The organism is Nocardia sp. IFM 10818 (assembly GCF_054655275.1).
In genome coordinates, this window is sequence record NZ_BAAHJH010000001.1 from 2,315,288 (window position 1) to 2,332,458 (window position 17,171).

General features: G+C 69.6%; 15 protein-coding genes. 6 read left to right on the forward strand and 9 right to left on the reverse strand.

Annotated features, from left to right (window positions below; genetic code table 11):
- Nucleotides 1–29 precede the first annotated feature (29 nt).
- Together ACYQ5L_RS10435 and ACYQ5L_RS10440 are read right to left on the reverse strand one after the other, a co-directional pair.
- Nucleotides 30–1,517 carry an alpha/beta-hydrolase family protein gene (locus ACYQ5L_RS10435; RefSeq protein ID WP_459957162.1) on the reverse strand — a complete coding sequence of 496 codons (1,488 nt, stop codon included), beginning with the start codon at nt 1,515–1,517 and terminating at the stop codon, nt 30–32.
- Nucleotides 1,517–2,191 carry a hypothetical protein gene (locus tag ACYQ5L_RS10440; protein ID WP_459957163.1) on the reverse strand — a complete coding sequence of 225 codons (675 nt, stop codon included), beginning with the start codon at nt 2,189–2,191 and terminating at the stop codon, nt 1,517–1,519. Before ACYQ5L_RS10440 ends, ACYQ5L_RS10435 begins: the two co-directional genes overlap by 1 nt.
- 167 nt (nt 2,192–2,358) lie before the next feature.
- Here ACYQ5L_RS10440 and ACYQ5L_RS10445 point away from each other — a divergent pair, with 167 nt between their 5' ends.
- From ACYQ5L_RS10445 to ACYQ5L_RS10455, 3 genes are all read left to right on the forward strand, one after another.
- Nucleotides 2,359–3,585: a sensor histidine kinase gene (locus ACYQ5L_RS10445; protein WP_459957164.1), complete on the forward strand. Its 1,227-nt coding sequence runs from the start codon at nt 2,359–2,361 to the stop codon at nt 3,583–3,585.
- 173 nt (nt 3,586–3,758) lie between these two features.
- Nucleotides 3,759–4,424 (forward strand): response regulator, encoded by a 666-nt coding sequence (locus ACYQ5L_RS10450; protein WP_379200349.1) that lies wholly within the window; start codon nt 3,759–3,761, stop codon nt 4,422–4,424.
- Nucleotides 4,425–4,488: 64 nt separating this feature from the next.
- Nucleotides 4,489–7,857, forward strand: coding sequence for a serine/threonine-protein kinase (locus ACYQ5L_RS10455; RefSeq protein ID WP_459957165.1), 3,369 nt, complete (start codon nt 4,489–4,491; stop codon nt 7,855–7,857).
- A gap of 4 nt (nt 7,858–7,861) precedes the next feature.
- On the opposite strand, the gene ACYQ5L_RS10460 is transcribed toward ACYQ5L_RS10455, so the two are convergent.
- Nucleotides 7,862–8,038 (reverse strand): hypothetical protein, encoded by a 177-nt coding sequence (locus ACYQ5L_RS10460; RefSeq protein ID WP_459957166.1) that lies wholly within the window; start codon nt 8,036–8,038, stop codon nt 7,862–7,864.
- A 371-nt stretch (nt 8,039–8,409) separates the two neighbouring features.
- On the opposite strand from ACYQ5L_RS10460, the gene ACYQ5L_RS10465 reads away from it, so the two are divergent.
- Nucleotides 8,410–9,291, forward strand: a complete 882-nt coding sequence (locus tag ACYQ5L_RS10465) for a helix-turn-helix domain-containing protein (RefSeq protein WP_459957167.1) — start codon at nt 8,410–8,412, stop codon at nt 9,289–9,291.
- Entirely contained in the window at nt 9,288–9,488 is a 201-nt protein-coding gene (locus tag ACYQ5L_RS10470) for a DUF397 domain-containing protein (protein WP_459957168.1), read from the forward strand. The genes ACYQ5L_RS10465 and ACYQ5L_RS10470 overlap by 4 nt, the downstream gene beginning before the upstream one ends.
- 63 nt (nt 9,489–9,551) lie before the next feature.
- Here ACYQ5L_RS10470 and ACYQ5L_RS10475 read toward each other — a convergent pair whose 3' ends face one another.
- The 6 genes from ACYQ5L_RS10475 to ACYQ5L_RS10500 form a co-directional block, all read right to left on the reverse strand.
- Nucleotides 9,552–10,583, reverse strand: coding sequence for an ATP-dependent 6-phosphofructokinase (locus ACYQ5L_RS10475; protein ID WP_459957169.1), 1,032 nt, complete (start codon nt 10,581–10,583; stop codon nt 9,552–9,554).
- Nucleotides 10,584–10,676: 93 nt separating this feature from the next.
- Nucleotides 10,677–11,594 carry a serine hydrolase gene (locus ACYQ5L_RS10480; protein ID WP_459957170.1) on the reverse strand — a complete coding sequence of 306 codons (918 nt, stop codon included), beginning with the start codon at nt 11,592–11,594 and terminating at the stop codon, nt 10,677–10,679.
- A gap of 230 nt (nt 11,595–11,824) precedes the next feature.
- Entirely contained in the window at nt 11,825–12,715 is an 891-nt protein-coding gene (locus tag ACYQ5L_RS10485) for a serine hydrolase (protein ID WP_459957171.1), read from the reverse strand.
- Between the two features lie 43 nt (nt 12,716–12,758).
- Nucleotides 12,759–14,513: a serine/threonine-protein kinase gene (locus tag ACYQ5L_RS10490; protein WP_459957172.1), complete on the reverse strand. Its 1,755-nt coding sequence runs from the start codon at nt 14,511–14,513 to the stop codon at nt 12,759–12,761.
- Nucleotides 14,514–14,570: 57 nt separating this feature from the next.
- Nucleotides 14,571–15,257 (reverse strand): response regulator, encoded by a 687-nt coding sequence (locus tag ACYQ5L_RS10495; RefSeq protein WP_459957173.1) that lies wholly within the window; start codon nt 15,255–15,257, stop codon nt 14,571–14,573.
- Nucleotides 15,254–16,639 carry a sensor histidine kinase gene (locus ACYQ5L_RS10500; RefSeq protein WP_459957174.1) on the reverse strand — a complete coding sequence of 462 codons (1,386 nt, stop codon included), beginning with the start codon at nt 16,637–16,639 and terminating at the stop codon, nt 15,254–15,256. The genes ACYQ5L_RS10495 and ACYQ5L_RS10500 overlap by 4 nt, the downstream gene beginning before the upstream one ends.
- A gap of 192 nt (nt 16,640–16,831) precedes the next feature.
- Between ACYQ5L_RS10500 and ACYQ5L_RS10505 the strand changes: the two genes are divergently transcribed.
- Nucleotides 16,832–17,161 carry a hypothetical protein gene (locus ACYQ5L_RS10505; protein ID WP_459957175.1) on the forward strand — a complete coding sequence of 110 codons (330 nt, stop codon included), beginning with the start codon at nt 16,832–16,834 and terminating at the stop codon, nt 17,159–17,161.
- Nucleotides 17,162–17,171: the final 10 nt, after the last annotated feature.

Genomic DNA, 17,171 nt, shown 5'->3' on the forward strand with positions numbered 1-17,171 from the left:
AACGGCATCCGGGAATCGGCGCCCGGGTGTCAGCAGTCGGGGATCGCGGTGCCCTGATCTGTGCCGTAGCGGTGACCGTGCCCGGACGGGGCATCCAGTGCGCCCAGCAGATCGACGGCGGTCTGCACGAAGCTCACTCCGGGAATCCATTGCGGCACCGGAGCATCCGGGCGCGTGCCGGCGAGCTCCGGCGGTTTCCACAGCAGCGACGGCGACCAATGCACCACCGGGTCGGAGGAATTGGCCAGCACCGTTCCACCCGCGCGATGCACCTGCCCGGCGGGCGGACCGGCCCACAGCACACCGCAGGTGCGCCGATCCTGCGCGGCATCGTCCACGAAGATCGAACTGCCGCCCAGCGCACCGAGACTCTGCCCGTAGACGAACAGCCGCGGCGGATCCGGCAGGCGCGCGACCCGCTCCTCGACGGCCGTGAACAGCGCCCGCGCCGACTCCTGCGCGGCGGTCCGCCCGAACAGGAAGGTCACCCAGCTCGGCGCGGCCGAATACTGCAACCCGACCAGCGCCACATCCCCGCCGAACCGCTGCCCGATCCCGGCGGCCGCCTCGCCGTCGATCCACCCGGACCCGGTCGGCACGGTCACCACCAGATTCCGCCGCTCGAACCCGCCCGACCGCTCCAATTCCCGAATCGCCAGCTCCACCCGGGATTCCAGATCCGGTGCGGCATGCAGTCCCACATACACCCGCACCCCCCGCCCCGGATCCGCGGCGACGAACCGCCGCCCCTGCGCCCCCAGCGCCGGCCAGCTGATCGCCGACTCCGGACTCCCCGACCGCGTCGGCGAAACCGGCTGCACCACAGCCGGATCGAACCGAGCATCGGCGGCCGCATAGGCGGCCTGCCGCCAGTCCACGATCCCGGGCACCACCACGAGCTGCGTGGCCACACCCACCACGACCAGCCCCGCCACCGCCCGCGCCCGTCCCAATCGCCGTGCGGCCCACCGCAGCCCGCTCCAGACCGCCACAACCGCACCCGCGATCAGCACCGTCCCCACACCCCAGTGCACCCAATACCCGGCCCCGATCCGAGCCACCCCCATGACATCCCGCAACTGGTTCTGCCAATGCCCCGCCCGCAGCATGGCCGCGACCACCAGCGCCGCGGTCACCCCGAGCACGGGCTTCCGGAACCGCACCCACCGCGAACCATCGATCCGGAAGCGGCGCAGCACAACCCGAGCGAGCCCAACGCCCGCCAACGCCAGCACCACCGACAGCGAAGTCAACACCGCCTGCGCCGACGCCGTGCGCGGCAACAGCCCGGGAGCCAACGACGCGAGCACCCCGAGCCCAACCCCAGCGGTGGTACCCACCCGCGGCCACGCCATGACGCCACGCCCGTGCCACGATGCGGGCCCGCGCATGCCACGCCGCATGCCTGCCCGTCGGTCAGCCCCGGCATCCCGGCGCGGATCCTCCTTGGCGTGGGACAGATCCGGCCCGGCATGGCGCAGGTCTTCTCCACTGTCGGTGGTCCGCATGTCGGTCATCACGCCACCGCCGGAACGGTCAGGTCGATGCGGCGGGTGCGGGCCGTGCGGATCAGGAGGAGGACGAGGGCGATGGATCCGGTTGCGGCGAGGGCGAATCCGGCGATCCGGAGGGGAGCGGGGACGGTGTCGGAGGTGTCGTCGAACATGGCCTCGTGGACCGGGGCGCCGTAGTTCTGGCGGATGGAGTTCAGGTCGACCGCTGTGGTGGCGACGCTGGCCATGACCTGGCATTGGGTGCGGCTGTAGGTTGTGGGGCGGGTGGCGCAGGAGGCGTGCATGCGCTGTTCCAGGCCGGCGTCGAGGGTTTGGCGGGCCCAGGGGCCGAGGGGCTGGTTGTGGGCGTCGGCGTAGCGGAGCAGGTCGTAGCCGAAATCGTGGGCCTTGCAGGCGAGATCGAATTCCGCGGGGAGCGGGACGGGGGAGGAGCAGTCGCCGCGGGGGTTGATCAGGAGGCCGGATTCGAGGACCGGGCGGTAGCCGAATTCGGCTTCGAAGTCGGCGGGAGTGACGGACGGATCGGGGTGCGCGGCAGTGGATTCCAGGATGGCGCGGCGGGCGGCGGTGTCCTCCGGGGCGGCCGGCGCGGTGGCCGCGACGGCGGTGGCGGGTGCGCACACCACGGCTACGGAGAACAGCATGGTCGCGGCGGAGGCCAAACGGATCGCTCTCATGGGAGACGACGCTAGAAATCGGCGTGATCTTGCCGCCTCACGCTGCGGGGCCGTTCCCGCATGGGCGGGGCGGGGGAGCGGGATGGGAGGCTGATACCGGAGTAGGGGGTGGCAGATACCCCGGCCGTATGAGGTCTGGAGCCGTAATGGTTTCTAGTGTCGTAGACATGCTCGGAACATCCCTGGCGCCCAAGCGCCGCCTGAAAAACGCGCGACTGTGGGTCGACGCGGTCACGGTGCTGGTGGCGCTGGTGTTCATCGCGGTGGCCTGGCCCACCTTGCACCTCACCCACCAGGTGCCGGCGGCCGCGCAGCCCTTCATCGCGGGACTGGCCGCCTTCCCGATCCTGCTGGTGCGCGCGAACCCCGCGCTGGGCTGGGCCATCTCCGCCGGATCCGCGCTGCTCATCGCACTGGCCATCCCGCATCAGCCGGGCAATACGATCCCCTTCCAGGTGATCCACATTCTGGCGCTGTTCGCGCTGGTGTTCGCGGTGGCGGTGCAATCGCCCATGCAGCTGGTCGGCGTGGTCTGGGTGGCGACCTCGCTGCTGTTCGGCACCACCATGGCCGCGAGCGGGGACAGCTTCTCCGATGCGGGCTTCGGCTGGCCGGTGGCCATTACCGGGCTGGTGGTGCTGGGCCTGCTGGTGCGCTGGCTGGTGTCCTCGCGCCAGGCCCTGGTCCGGCAGGAGGAGGAGACCGAGCTGGAGCGGGCCCGCCGGGCCATTCTCGAGGAGAAGGCCCGCATCGCGCGCGACCTGCACGATGTGGTGGCGCATCACATGTCGATGGTGGTGGTGCAGGCGCAGACCGCGCCGTACCGGATCAATGACCTGTCCCCGGAGGCGCGGGCGGAATTCGAGTCCATCGGCACCGGGGCGCGCTCGGCGCTCAATGAGATTCGCGGACTGCTGGGGGTACTGCGGAGTGACGGGCAGCTGCCCGAGCACGCGCCGCAGCCCACCGCCGCCGATGTGCAGGCCATGCTGGAGGGCGCGCAGCGGGCCGGGGTGCCGCTCGCCTGGAGCATCGACGGCGTGCTCGAGGCGGTTCCGGACACGACCGGGCTGGCGCTCTACCGCATCGTCCAGGAATCGCTCGCCAATGCCTCGCGGCATGCGCAGGGTGCTCCGGTACGGGTGCGCGTCGCCGTCGGCGCGGCGCTGACCCTCACCGTCGAGAACGGTCCGGCCATCGGCGGCAAGCCCGCCGATCCCTCGGGGACGCCGGGCAGTGGACTGACCGGTATGCAGGCCCGCGCCACCGCGGTCGGCGGCACGCTCAGCGCCGCGCCCCGGCCCGATGGCGGGTTCGTGGTGCACGCCGAACTGCCGCTCGCACCGGTCGTCGCAGGTCAGGGTGGCGCCGTGGCGCTGGAGTCCGGTATCTAGCGCACCTCGTCGCCGCCGAGCTGTCGTCCTTCCCGCCGGTTGCGGATTGCTCCGCAACCGGCGGAAATCCGTGTGCCGATGCCCCTACCAGCGTGTCGGGGTGCGAACCTGCCGTGGTGGCGGCTGGAGGTCGCCGGGCATGGCAAACTCGGTTGCGTGCGTGAGGTGGGATTATGGCGATAACGGTGTTGATCGCCGACGATCAGGCGATGGTGCGTGCGGGCTTCGGGGCGCTGCTGGCCGCACAGCCCGATATCAGCGTCATCGGTGATGCGCCCGACGGGAAAACCGCTGTGGCGGAGGCGAAGCGGCTGCGCCCGGATGTGGTGCTCATGGATGTGCGCATGCCCGAGATGAACGGCCTCGACGCGGCGCGCGCCATTCTGGCGGCCGGGTTCGATCCGCCGGTGCGAGTGCTCATGCTCACCACCTTCGATATCGACGACTACGTCTACGAGGCGCTCGGCATCGGGGCCAGCGGGTTCATGCTCAAGGACGCGCCCGCGGAGGAGTTGGTGCGGGCCGTGCGCGTGGTCGCCGCGGGCGACGCGCTGCTGGCGCCGACGGTGACGCGGCGGCTCATCGCCGATGTGACCCGGCGCCGCAACAACACTCGCCGCGCCCCGGCGCCCGCGCTGTCCGCGCTCACGCCGCGCGAGCGGGAGGTGCTGGAACTGGTGGCGCGCGGGATGTCCAATGCCGAGATCGCCGAGAGCCTGTTCGTCGCGGAACAGACGGTGAAGACGCATGTTTCGAAGGTTTTCGCCAAACTGAATCTGCGCGATCGGGCGCAGGCGGTGGTGCTGGCCTATGAATCCGGACTGGTCACCCCCGGCTGATCCGGAGCAGTGGCGCGCCGGCGGTAGGCTCACGGATCCGTACGTCACCGAAAGGGGGTCGTAAGTGCTGAACAGCGGTGACGTGTTCGCCGGTTTCACCATCGAGCGGCTGCTCGGCCAGGGCGGGATGGGCTCGGTCTATCTCGCCCGCCACCCCCGCCTGGGGAAGCTGACCGCGCTCAAGCTGCTGAACCGGGAACTGTTCGCCGACAGGGAGATCCGCGCGCGCTTCGAACGCGAGGCGGACCTGGTCGCGCAACTGGACCATCCCAATATCGTCGAGGTGTACGACCGCGGCACCGAGCACGATCAACTCTGGATCTCCATGCAGTTCGTCGACGGTGTCGATGCCGCCAGCGTCAACCCCGTCATCCTGCCCCCCGAGCGCGCGGTGCAGATCATCGAGGGTGTGGCCGCCGCCCTGGACTACGCCCACTCCCGCGGCGTCCTGCACCGAGACGTCAAGCCCGCCAACATCATCCTGGCCCGCGCCGTGGCCGGGCACGGCGAGCGCGTCTTCCTCTCCGACTTCGGCATCGCCCGCCTCCGTGAGGATTCCACCCACCTCACCCAGACCGGCATGTTCACCGCGACCCTCGCCTACGCCTCCCCCGAGCAGATGACCGGCGCCCACCTCGACCACACCACCGACCAGTACTCCCTGGCCTGCGCCCTCTACTGGCTCCTCATCGGCATCGGCCCCTACGACTCCCCCCACCCCGCCGAACTGATCCGCGGCCACCTCCAACTCCTCCCTCCACCGGTCAGCCTGCGCCGCCCCGGTCTCACCCCCGCCATGGACGCCGTCCTCACCAAGGCCATGGCCAAACGCCCCACCGACCGCTTCCCCTCCTGCACCGCTTTCGCCAAGGCCGCCCGCCGCGCCCTCACCGACCCCCGAATCCCCACGCCCCCACAACCAATGGGCACCGCCTATCCCTCCGCACCCACCTCCCAACCCGGCTACCCACCGGGATATCAAGCCCCGCCGCCGGGTTACACCCAACAGCCGGGCTACCCGTCCGCCCCGCCGAACTACCCTGCCCCCCAGGCATACCCGCCCCCCGTCTATCCGCCCGCGCAGCAGGGTTATCCGGCCCCCGGCTATCCGCCTCAGCCGCAGAGCTATCAGGCCCCGGGCTACGTTCCGCAACAGCCTCCGGCCCCGCAACCCGCCCCACCCGCCGCGGGCTATGCCGCCGCACCCCCGCAGCCCGCCGCTCATCCGAATCGACCACAGCCCGCGCCTCCCGCGCAGCGCTCGCCCGATCCCTCCGAACAGCGCACCGACCTGCTTCCCCAGCCCGGAACGCCCGCGCCACCCCCGGAATCGACCACACCCGAATCCGACGACAACCCAACACGAAACCCGCACGCGGTCACACCCTCCGGCCCGCAGATATCGGAGCCGGAGCCGGGCGGTCCGCCCGAATCCAGTGAAGCCGCTGCGTACTCCGGTGAGGCAGCAACGGAACAGCCCGGGCAGCCCGAGCACGCACCGCGTGAGTCCGCACACCACGGTGACCAGACGTCGATGCCCGCGAGCGCTGAGCAGGAGGGGGAGGCGAGCCCGGCCGCTGGCGCGCCGCCGGAGTTCCGGTCCGGCGGGCCCGCGGCCGCGTCGCCCGAATCCGGTAAAGCCGCAAGGCAGTCCAGTGGCTCGACAGCGGATCGGTCCGGGCTGCCCGAGCATGCACGGCGTGAGCCGGCGCACCGCGGTGACGAGGCATCTGCGCCTCCGGTCGCCAGCGAGCCGCGGCAGCGGAACGACGAGTTCACCGCGAGCGCACGATCCTCGACCTCGGCCTTGCCGCCCGAATCCGGTGAAGCCGCTGCGTACTCCGGTCCAACAACGGAACAGCCCGAGCACGCACCGCGTGAGTCCGCACACCGCGGCGATGGGACCTCGATGCATGCGAGTGCTGAGGCCGCTTCGTCCGAAGGGCATGAAGCGCCAGACCCGATGCGTGACGACGGGACTTCGGGGCACTCCGGCTCACCCGCCCCACAGCCGGATTCGGCTGCGACGGCAGGCTCGCCCGCGCACGACGCGGGGGCCGCGAGCCGCTCCTCGGAATCGGGACAGCAGCCCGTGCCGCCGGGTGGGTACGACGATGAAGCTGTGGAAGCGGCGATCGCGGCGAATCTCGGGCCCGAGTGGGCGGGCCGGGCGTCGGCGGGGCGGGCGGCCTACGCCGGAGATGCCGCATGTGCGCCGGAGGTTTCGCCGCCGGGTGATGAGCCGTTGCCGGGGGAATCGGCTGCGGTGCAGCAGGCCGGTTCGGCAGGGCCACGCGGCGGCGATGCCGAACTCGCGGCCGCAGGCGACGCCGCTCGAGGCTCGGGGCAGCCGGACCATCATCCGGACGGAGATTTGCCGCATTCGACGACGACGGGTCGATCCGGGGTGGACGCGACGCCCGAATCAGGCGATGACGCATCGCATCCGGGTGGTGTCGGTGCTGGAGAGCCAGGTGTGCGGGAGGCATCCCTACTCGGTGATGTCGGTGAGCGCCCATTCCGGACGACAGCCGAAGCGACTGGGGGCTCCGGCGCTGCCGGCTCGCCTGCGGCCGGGGAGGCAAATCTCGGCACCGCGGTGGGCGATCGGCCCGCGGGCGACGTCTCGTGGCATTCGAGTGGTGGCGCACCGGGCGGGGAAACGGTCGGACCGGTGGAATCGCATGGGGCTTTACGCCACTCGGGGAGCGAAGCGGGGAGACCCGCCGCGCAGGCGGGCGGCGATGCTGCCGCTGGTTCCGGAGCGGGAGAGTCCGGCGCAGCGGGAGCGGCCGGCGATGAGCCGGGGTCGGTTGTCTATCCGGCGGGCGGGGGGCGGGGTTCGGCGGAGATCGAGGAGCGCGCGCGGGCGCGGACGGATGTCATGCCGCTGGCGGGCGACAAGGGTGAGTCGACGGTGGACGCCGGCGACAGGAGCGGCGCGATGGCGGGCGCGGGCGGGGAGGCGTATCCCGCTGGGGAACTGAGGCATCCGGAGTCGGGAGCGTTCGTGCCGGTGCGCGATGAGGCCGAGAGCAGTGGCCCCGGGCGGGTGGGGCTCGCATGGACGGGCGAGGAAATCGAGGGGAGCCGCCCAGGGCGGGTCGGGCCTGCGTGGGCGGGTGAGGAAGTCGAGGGGAGCGGCCCGGGGCGGGTGGAGGCTGCGTGGGCGGGTGAGGAAGTCGAGGGGAGCGGCCCGGGGCGGGGGGCGCCGCCGGTGCCGGGTGGGGAGTTCGGGGGGTATCCGGGCGGGGGTGGGTTCGGGCCCGGGTATGGACAGCAACCGGGTGGGGGGTATCCGCCGGGTTTGGTTGGGCCGCAGGAGCGGCCGCGGGCGGAGGCGTCGCAGGCGACGGCGATGGTGGTGCTGGGGCTGGTGGTGGTGGCGCTGGTGTTGATGCTGGCGCTGGTGGTGGTGACGCTGGGCGGGTGAGCCGCTAGGGGACGGCGTCTTGGGCCAGGACCATTTGGCCGTTGTCGACGAGGAGCTGGCGGGCGCGGCGGCGCACCAGGCAGTTGTCGACGGTGCAGCACATGTGGATCTGCATGGCTTGGTGGGCCTGGGGGAGGGTGAGATCGCCGGGGTCGATGGTGCAGTCGAAGAGATACATCATGGTGTCCGCCGGGTGCAGCGCAGGGTCCTGTGCAAAAACTCGGTCCGGCGCTGGTGTTCGGGCGGTCACTGCGTCGGACCTGAGGCAAGCGTATCGAGATTCGGCCGCTCGCATGGGGAATACGCGTGCTCGCCGACAGTTGTTCACTGGCACGTATGGGTTGTGTGGTGCGCCCGGCTCGGGGACGAGTGGTCCAGACATCAGGGTTCCGGCTCTCACCGGGCGCGCCTCGAGTACAGCACTCCGGCGACGACACAGCAATCGAAACCACGCACCGCCGCGGAGTTTTTCGAAACCGCCAGGTCAGCATTCATATCGCATGGGAGCATCGTTCACAGTGACCGAAAACCGCCTTCGTGGGGGAGGATTCGATGTCCGACCATGGTTCCACTCTGCCGCGCCGCCAACTGGGGCGATACCTGCGGGAGGGGCGCATGCAATGCAATATGACCATCGCCGAGGCGGCCGGGCTGATGGAGTGGAGCGAATCGAAACTCCAGCGGCTGGAAACCGGTAACGCCGAGAAGATTCGGGTGCTCGATATCCGGGAATTGTGCCGTATCTACGACTTCGACGAGGAGTTCAGCGCCGCCCTGCTCGGGCTGGCCCAGCAGGCCAGTGTCAAGTCCTGGTGGCACGAATACGACGACCTCATTCCCGAGGGCTTCAATGTGTATGTCGGCCTGGAGGCCTCGGCGCGCGCGTTGATCTCCTATCAGCCCGATCTGATCCCCGGCCTGATGCAGACCGCCGACTACGCACGCGTTCTCATCAGCGATTACTGGCCGGATGCTGCCGTCGACCAACTCGATCGCCGGGTGCAGTTGAAGATGCGCCGCCAGTCCCTTTTGACCAGAAAACGCAGTCCCGCCACCTTCGATGTGGTGATCCACGAAACCGCATTACGCCGGGTCGTGGGCGCTCCGCAGATCATGGCGGCGCAATTGCGGCGCGTGGCGGACATGTCGACACTGCCATCGATAGCGGTTCGTGTACTACCCTTCTCCGCGGGCGTTCCGATCGGGCATACCGTCGGGCCGTTCGTGATTCTGGAATTCGGCCGGGACAGCGGAAACCGACCGGTCGAGCCAACCGTGGTGTACCTGGAGAACTTTCTGGGCGACCTGTATCTCGAGAAGCAGGCCGCGGTCGAGAAGTATCACCAGGCGTACCAGTCCCTCCGGCGCGCGGCGCTGGATGAGGCGAGCAGTAGGGATCTCTTGCGGAAGGCAGCGAAGGAGTACGCGACGTGAACGAACCGTCCGGTGTCCGGTGGTTCAAGAGCGCCCGCAGCACAGGGGCGAAGGAATGCGTGGAAATCGCGTTCCTGGGCAGCGGTGTGGGAGTGCGCGATAGCAAGAATCCGACCGGTCCGAAATTGTTTTTCGGCCCGGCCGAATGGGATCGGTTCACCGCCGCGCTGGTGACGGGACGCTTCGATCGCCGTTAGCGCGCCGCGGCAGCGGGCAAACGGCGGGGCCCCCGCGCAATTGCGGGGGCCCCGGTCATTTGCTCAGCCGAAGAAGGCCGCAGCTTCCCGGTAGCGTTCCTGCGGAACCAGTTTCAGCTGTTTGGTGGCTTCGGACAACGGCACCAGTTCGATTTCGGTCCCGCGCAAGGCCACCATTTGCCCGAATTGCCCGGCGTGTACGGCTTCTGCCGCATGTACGCCGAAACGCGTGGCCAGCACCCGGTCATACGGCGTCGGCGTGCCACCGCGCTGCACATGGCCGAGCACGGTCACCCGCACCTCCTTGCCGATGCGCCGCTCGATCTCCGGCGCCAGCTGCTGCGCCACACCGGTGAATCGCACATGCCCGAATTCGTCGATACCGCCGTCGCGCAGGGTCATGGACTTGGGATCGGGCGTGGCCCCCTCGGCCACCACGCAGATGAAATGCGAATCCCCGCGCTGGAAGCGCCGTTTCATCATGGCGCACATCTCGTCCACATCGAAGGGCACCTCGGGCACCAGCGTGAGGTGCGCGCCGGAGGCCATACCGGAGTTGATGGCGATCCAGCCGGCGTGCCGGCCCATGACCTCCACCAGCATGACGCGCTGATGCGATTCGGCCGTGGTGTGCAGCCGGTCGATGGCCTCGGTGGCAATGGAGATGGCGGTGTCGTGCCCGAAGGTGGTGTCGGTGCAGTCGATGTCGTTGTCGATGGTCTTGGGCACGCCCACCACGGGCACGCCCTCGTCGGCCAGCCAGCTGGCCGCGGTCAGCGTGCCCTCGCCGCCGATGGGGATGAGCGCGTCGATGCCATTGTCGTCGAGAGTCTGCTTGATGCGGCCCAATCCGGCGCGCAGCACATCCGGATTGGTGCGGGCGGTGCCGAGAATGGTGCCGCCCTTGGTGAGTAGCCGGTCGGTGCGGTCGTTATTGAGGATCTGGATCTTGCGATCCTCGAGTAGCCCCCGCCACCCGTCCTGAAAGCCCACGATCGCATCCCCCCAGCGGCCGTTCGCGGTACGAACGACGGCTCGGATCACGGCGTTCAGGCCAGGGCAGTCCCCGCCTCCGGTCAAGACTCCGATGCGCATGTGACCTATCTTGCCCCGAGTCCGGGAGTCGGTGGGGCGCACCCCCGTGAACCGCTGGTTAAGACCTGGCCGATTCGCCGGTCGACCCGCGCTTCAGCACACTCCGCCCTGCAATTCCTCCAGATGCTCGCCCACCAGCGCCGCCACCTTGTTGAGCATGACGGTGCCCTCGTCGAAGGAACCGGAGCTGGGCGCCGCGGCAATGGCCACGGCCACCTGCCCGCCCTCGACCGGAATCAGCCCGAACTGCCGGACCAGGTAGTTCCCGCCGGTGTCGGGTCCCCAGCCGCCCTTGAATTCGGCGCCGTCCAGATTGCCCAGACCCCAGCGCTGCCCGTAGCTGATCTGCCCCATGAGGCTGGTGACGCTGCCGGACTCGGGCAGGCACGGCAGCTTCGCGGCGAAGCGCACCTGGTCGTCCAGCGACCAATCCGCCTGGCCGAAGGCGGAATACTCCGAGCGGGTCCGGGTGGCCGGCACCTTGGTGACCGCGTCGCCGCCCTCGCGCAGCACCGCCTCGACGGCCTGGGCCGCGGCGGCGGGCGCGCCGAGGGACTGCCAGAGCACATCGGCGGCCGAATTGTCCGAGTAGGTGATGGCGGTGCTCGCGGTGCCCGAATAGCCGGAGTTCTGCCGCAGCGCCGCCAGCGCCAGCGGCACCTTCATGGTGGACCAGGCCGGGCCGCTGCTCCAATCGCCGAGGGTCACCACCCGGTCGCCGCCCACCGGCAGAATGGCCAGGGCCACCTTGCCATTGAGGGCCGGGCGTAGCTCATTGCTGAATTCCCAGGCGAGACTGCCGGGCACCGCCATGACAATGCCCGCGGTGGTGGTCGCGGGCCCGCCGGCGGCGCTGGTCGTGGTGGGCACCATGACCGGATCCTCGGTGGAGCAGGCGGCCCCGGCCAGTAGCAGGGTCACCGCACCACAGCCCATCGCCCGTGCGATGCGGCGGCGCAGCGATGTTCGCAGGCCGATTCGGTCAGCGGCCCGCGAATTCGATGCGTCCACCCGGTTTACCTCCAGACGTGTCCGGGTACATGTAAGTCCCTGTTCCTAGTGGACACACATAAACCCGTCAATTCGCAAGGGATTGTTGTGCGTCCGGGCGGCAGGGTCAAACGCAGTGCGTATAGCCGCATTTCAGCGTCGGTGACGACACTGCCCGAGGCGCACAGGCGACACTGCCTCCGGCTCAGTGGCTGTAGTGCCTCCGGCTCAGTGGCTGTACTGCCTCCGGCTCAGTGGCTGCAGAGCCCGCCGTGCAGGTTCGGTAGGTGCTCGCCGATCAGCATGGCCATCTTGTCCATCATGTCGGTGGCGTCCTCGAAGGACCCGGACTCCGGCTCGGCGGCCATGGCCACCGCGATCGGCCCGGACAGCGTTGGGATCAAACCGAACTGGCGAACCAGGTATTTGCCGGTGTCGTCGTGCGGCCCCCAGCCGCCCTTGAATTGGGCATCGATCAACCGGCCCAGCCCCCAGCTCTGGCTGGGGGTGATCTCACTCATGAACGAGACCACCCGGTTGGCCATGGGCAGACAGGGCAACTGCGCCGCGAAGCGCACCTGATCGGTGAGCGTCCAATCGGTGGCGCCGAATTCGTAGAGCTGATTGCCGCCCAGCGCGGCCAGCTGCGAGTGCCGGGACCCCACATCGGTGTTCATGTCCCCGGCCTCGTGCAGCACCGCCTCCACGGCGTCGGCGGCCTCGTTGCCGGTGCCGAGCGAATCCCAAAGCGCCTGCGCCGCACCATTGTCGGAATAGGTGATGGCGGCCTCGGCGGTATCGCGCAGCCCCTCGGGATCATTGCGCAGCGCGGCCAGCGCCAGCGGCACCTTGATGGTCGACCAGGCGTCGCCGACGACCCAGTCGCCCAGCACCGTCATATCCCCGCCGCCGACCGGCATGATCGCCAGCCCGATGCTGCCGTCCAGTCCGGCCTCCAGATCGGCGAAATCGGCTGCGAGAGAAACCACATTGGGCAGGCCGAACAGATCGGGCAGCGTGGGTCCGATCATCGACATGCCCGGGCCCCCGACGGCCCCGAGCGCCACGGCGGCCGGATCGGCCACCGGATTGCCCGTCACCCGGTCCGCTCCGCACGCGGAGACCGCGAGCAGCGCCGCCATTGCGAGGCCTCGGGCAACAGCCTTGCGACAGGCCGGAATAGGGTCAGTAGACATACACCACCGCGTTCTCGCCACCCGTGCAGGTGACCAATTTGCCTGTGGCCGTACAGCTCATCGTGTACGACCGGTTGGTGACCGGGCTGACCGCCACCACGCTGGTCGCCGTCCCCGGCCGCCCAGCCGTCGCGTCAGCATACGCCCGGCGCACTTCTTCCGCGAAAGGACAACTGGTGACGCCATTTCCGATGGCGGAGGTGGTGTAACCGCTCAGGGCGGCGTACACCTTCGCGCACGGCGTCGCGCCGGCCGGCAACTGCACCGTGGTGGGCGCCGCGGAGGTCGTCGTGGTGGGCGGTTGGGTCAGCGGCACGGTGATGTTCGGATCGTCCTGCGCCACCGTCGTCTTCGGTGATTCGGAACCGGAGCGGTCCAGGACTTGCCAGCCCACCGCGCCCGCGATGGCGGCAATGGCGATCACCAGCACACCGATGGCCATCGGCACCGCGATGGAAGTGCGGGAGGACCGCCGCGGCGGCGGCTGCGGATCCTCGTAGCGCGGATGATCCGAGGTCGGATACAGCGACGGGTCGGGCGCGGGCGCGTACGGAAAGTCCTGCGGCTGGGCGTGTCCCCACACCGGCTGCTGCTGTTGGTGCTCACGCGGCTGCGCCTGCTGCGGCAGCGGCGTGTAGTGCAGATCGCTGACCCGCACCACGGTCGGATCGGCGGGCACGATGACCGGCAGATCGCTGGTGGCCGGCTGCTCCTCGCCCACGGCGGGGAAGCTGCCCGTGGTGTACGGCGGATAGTTCCCGGTGTTCGGTTGCACCACAGTGGGATCGGTATTGCGCACCGGCGGCGGCGGGTTCCGCACCGTGGGCGCGGCTCCCGGCGGCTCCGGCACGGGCGCGGGCGGCACGGTGCGCCCGCGCGGCAGGATCTCGGTCGGCGGCGCCGCCACCATGCCGCCGCTGAGCGCCGTGCGCGCGGCCCGCGCGAACTCACCCGCGGTCAGATAGCGCGCGGCGGGATCCTTGGCCAGCGCCCGCGCCACCACGGCGTCCAGCGCCGGGGGGATCCCGCTCTGCTGTGTGCTCGGGCGCGGTGGCGGATCCGAGAGGTGTGCGCGGATCAGCACACTCATATTGTCGGCCGGGAACGGCTTGCCGCCGGTGAGGCATTCGTGCAGCACGCAGCCGAGAGAGTAGATATCGGCCCGCCCGGTCACCGGTCCCGAGTCGAAGCGCTCCGGAGCCATGTAGGCGTAGGAGCCCACGGCGCTGCCCGCGATGGTGAGCGTGGTGTCGCCCTCCGCGCGGGCGATGCCGAAGTCGGCGAGATATGCGAAATCCGCATCAGTGACAAGGATATTGGCGGGTTTCACATCCCGGTGCACGAGACCGGAGTAGTGCGCGGCGTCCAGCGCGGCCGCGATCTGGTCGATGACATTGACCGCGCGCAGCGGCGCCATGGTGCCCTGGAAGTCGAGCAGGCTGCGCAGATCCTGGCCGCGCACCAGCCGCATATCGATGTAGAGCACACCGTCGATCTCGCCCCAGTCGTGGATCGGGATGATGTGCGGTTCGGCCAGCCGGGCGGCGGCCTGTGATTCGCGGCGGAAACGCTCCTGGTAGGAGGGATCTTTGGCGAGTTCGGCGGGCAGCAGCTTGAGCGCGACCACCCGATCCTTGACGGTGTCGTAGGCCTCGTAGACCTCACCCATACCGCCTCTGCCCAGCAGCGAGCGCAACTCGTACGGCCCGAACCTGCCGCCGGCCCGTGATGGCGGTGCTTCCACCCCGTCAAACCTCCAACTCCCGGGAGGGCAACGACGAAATGTCCGCGACCCACCCCTCTAAGAAGTGGATTCTCCGGGGGAAACTACACCGTGGTCAAACGCGAAGACGATCGCCGCCGCCCGATCCCGTAACCCGAGCTTCCCGAAGATGTGTCCCACGTGGCTTTTCACGGTCACTTCGGAGATGCCGAGCTCCTTGGCGATCTCGCCATTGAGGCGGCCGCGCCCGATGAGCTCGAGAACTTCGAGTTCACGCACGGTGAGTTCGGACAGGTGGGTATCGCCGGGCGCGGGTGTCGGACGTGCCGACCGGTATGCGGTCAGCACCCGCGGGGTCACCGACGGATCCAGCCACGCGCCGCCCGCCGCGACGGTGCGCACGGCCCGGATCAGATCCTCGGCGGGGGAGTCCTTGAGCAGGAAGCCCGCCGCGCCCGCGCGCAGCGCCCCCGAGAGCAATTGATCATCGTCGAAGGTGGTGAGCACCAGCACCGGCGGCGCGTCCGGCCGCAGCCGCAGCGTCCGGGTGGCCTCGATGCCGCCGATGCGCTTCATCCGCAGATCCATGAGCACCACATCGGGCCGCTCGGCGGCCACGGCGGCGGGCACCTCGTCGCCGTCGGCGCATTCGCTCACCACGAAACCGTCACGGCGGCGCAGGATCCGGCGCAGCCCGCCGCGCACCAGCTCCTGATCGTCCACGACGAGGACGGAGACGAGCTCCTCATCCGGTTGCGCGGTCACGCGCCCTCCTGAATCTCCTTGGGCGCGACCGTATCCGGGCGGCCCTCGAATTTGCGGGTCATCGATTGCAGGGCGGTGCGCAGGGAATCCTCGGCGGCATTGGCGAGACAGCCGAGACTGGTCACCGGTATGCCGGTGAGCGGAATCTGCGCGTGCACATGCCAGCCGCCGTCGACGGGACCGGCGGTGAGCGCGCCGTCGAGCAGTCCGATGCGCTGGCGCATGCCGGAAATGCCCATACCGCGTCCCGGGCGCGCGGCGGCCCCGGCGGGCAGCGTATTGCTCATATCGAACCGGATATCCTTGGCGCATATCTTGATTCGCAGTTTCGCGTCCGCGCCGGGCGCATGCTTGGCGACATTCGCCAGCGATTCCTGACTGATCCGGTACAGCGCCAACCCGACCCCGGCCGATACCGCGGAGGTATCGCCGTCGAGGCGGTAGTCCACCGTCATGCCGGCGCGGACGAAATCCGCCACCAGATCGCCGATGTCCGCCAGGTCCGGTTCCGGGGTCTGCGAGGCGGGCCGTTGATCGAGCAGGCCCACGGTGCGCCGGATATCGGCCATGGCCTGGCGGCCGAGCCGTTCGGCGTCGGTGAGCGCGTCCACGGCCTCGTCCACATCGCGATCGGTCTGCAGGGCGTGCCGGGCGGCGGTCACGTGCAGCAGCGTGATGGACAGCGAATGCGCGATCACGTCGTGCACCTCGCGGGCAATGCGGCGGCGTTCGTCGTCTGCGGCCTGCACGGCTCTGACCTCTTGATTCTCGCGCTCCTGGAACAGATAGCGGCGTTGATAGTTCAGCAGCTGCCCGACCATCCAGCCGCACAGGATGCCCACCACCCAGACCGGCAGGGGCAGGTCGACATGTCCGATGGAACTGAAGAACACCAGTTCGCCCAGCATTGCCAGGGTCACCGGGATGCTCGCCAGCATCGGCGTGATGGCGGCGATCTCGCCGGCGGCGGCGAACAGGATGAACGGCGCGATATCGGTGGGCACCGGCTGCGCGAGGAACAGCGCCGCGGACGACATGGTGAACACGGCCACTATCAGCGGCTTGGGCAGCACGCCCAGGAAGGCGTACAGCGGCAGGTGCAGGTTGAGCACCACCAGGGCGACGACCGGCAGGATGCTCGGCGCGTACCCCTCCTGGTAGCGATGGATCATCGCGATGATCCCGACCGCCAGCAGCACCAGATCGATGAGAGCGACCACCGGGGCCGGATAGCCGTACTCGGTGCGCTCCACATTGCGCCGGAACTCCTCGGCGGGATTCCGGATGAACCGCCGGATTCGCGCCGCGCTGGTCCGCGGTACGGCCCGCAGATCCCGCAACGCCTGCCCGAGGGCTGCCGGGGTGGCGTCGGTCACGTTCATTCTGCAAGGCTAGTGGCCGATGTTGACGGCGTACATCGTGCGGGGGCAGGGGCGCGGCTCCTACCGGGGTAGGAGGGCAAGTCGCGTCCGCGGCACGACGACAGAAACACGGCCCGTCCGTAGCGTCGGGTGTATCGGCACAGCGCCCGCTCACCACCGAGATCACCGGGCGCGTTACGAAAGGCTGGGGCCATGTCCTGGGCAGACCTGCACGCACGCACCGACATCCTGCACGCCGTCCTCGACCGGGCGGCCCGGGATCCGTTCGATCCCACCCTGTTCGACGACCTGCCGGGCCTCGACCGGCTCTTCGGCGGACCCGACGGCGTGCTGCTCGCACTGCGGCACCGCTGGGAGAACCATCTCGTCGTGAAACTGGAACACGCACTGGCGCAAGGCAAATCGGTGGTCGAGGTGCACAACGAACTCGCCGCCGAACAGCCCGCGCTGCGCGCGATCCTGGACGCCTACGACACCGATCGTCTCTACCGCAGCCCGCGACCGCGGGCGCTGGCCAGCTGAGCCATCCGGC

Bases quoted from the DNA above. Each gene is read 5' to 3' on its own strand.
- ACYQ5L_RS10435 (WP_459957162.1), bottom strand. From the start codon at position 1,517: ATGACCGACATGCGGACCACCGACAGTGGAGAAGACCTGCGCCATGCC.
- ACYQ5L_RS10440 (WP_459957163.1), bottom strand. From the start codon at position 2,191: ATGAGAGCGATCCGTTTGGCCTCCGCCGCGACCATGCTGTTCTCCGTA.
- ACYQ5L_RS10445 (WP_459957164.1), top strand. From the start codon at position 2,359: ATGCTCGGAACATCCCTGGCGCCCAAGCGCCGCCTGAAAAACGCGCGA.
- ACYQ5L_RS10450 (WP_379200349.1), top strand. From the start codon at position 3,759: ATGGCGATAACGGTGTTGATCGCCGACGATCAGGCGATGGTGCGTGCG.
- ACYQ5L_RS10460 (WP_459957166.1), bottom strand. From the start codon at position 8,038: ATGATGTATCTCTTCGACTGCACCATCGACCCCGGCGATCTCACCCTC.
- ACYQ5L_RS10465 (WP_459957167.1), top strand. From the start codon at position 8,410: ATGTCCGACCATGGTTCCACTCTGCCGCGCCGCCAACTGGGGCGATAC.
- ACYQ5L_RS10475 (WP_459957169.1), bottom strand. From the start codon at position 10,583: ATGCGCATCGGAGTCTTGACCGGAGGCGGGGACTGCCCTGGCCTGAAC.
- ACYQ5L_RS10485 (WP_459957171.1), bottom strand. From the start codon at position 12,715: ATGGCGGCGCTGCTCGCGGTCTCCGCGTGCGGAGCGGACCGGGTGACG.
- ACYQ5L_RS10500 (WP_459957174.1), bottom strand. From the start codon at position 16,639: ATGAACGTGACCGACGCCACCCCGGCAGCCCTCGGGCAGGCGTTGCGG.
- ACYQ5L_RS10505 (WP_459957175.1), top strand. From the start codon at position 16,832: ATGTCCTGGGCAGACCTGCACGCACGCACCGACATCCTGCACGCCGTC.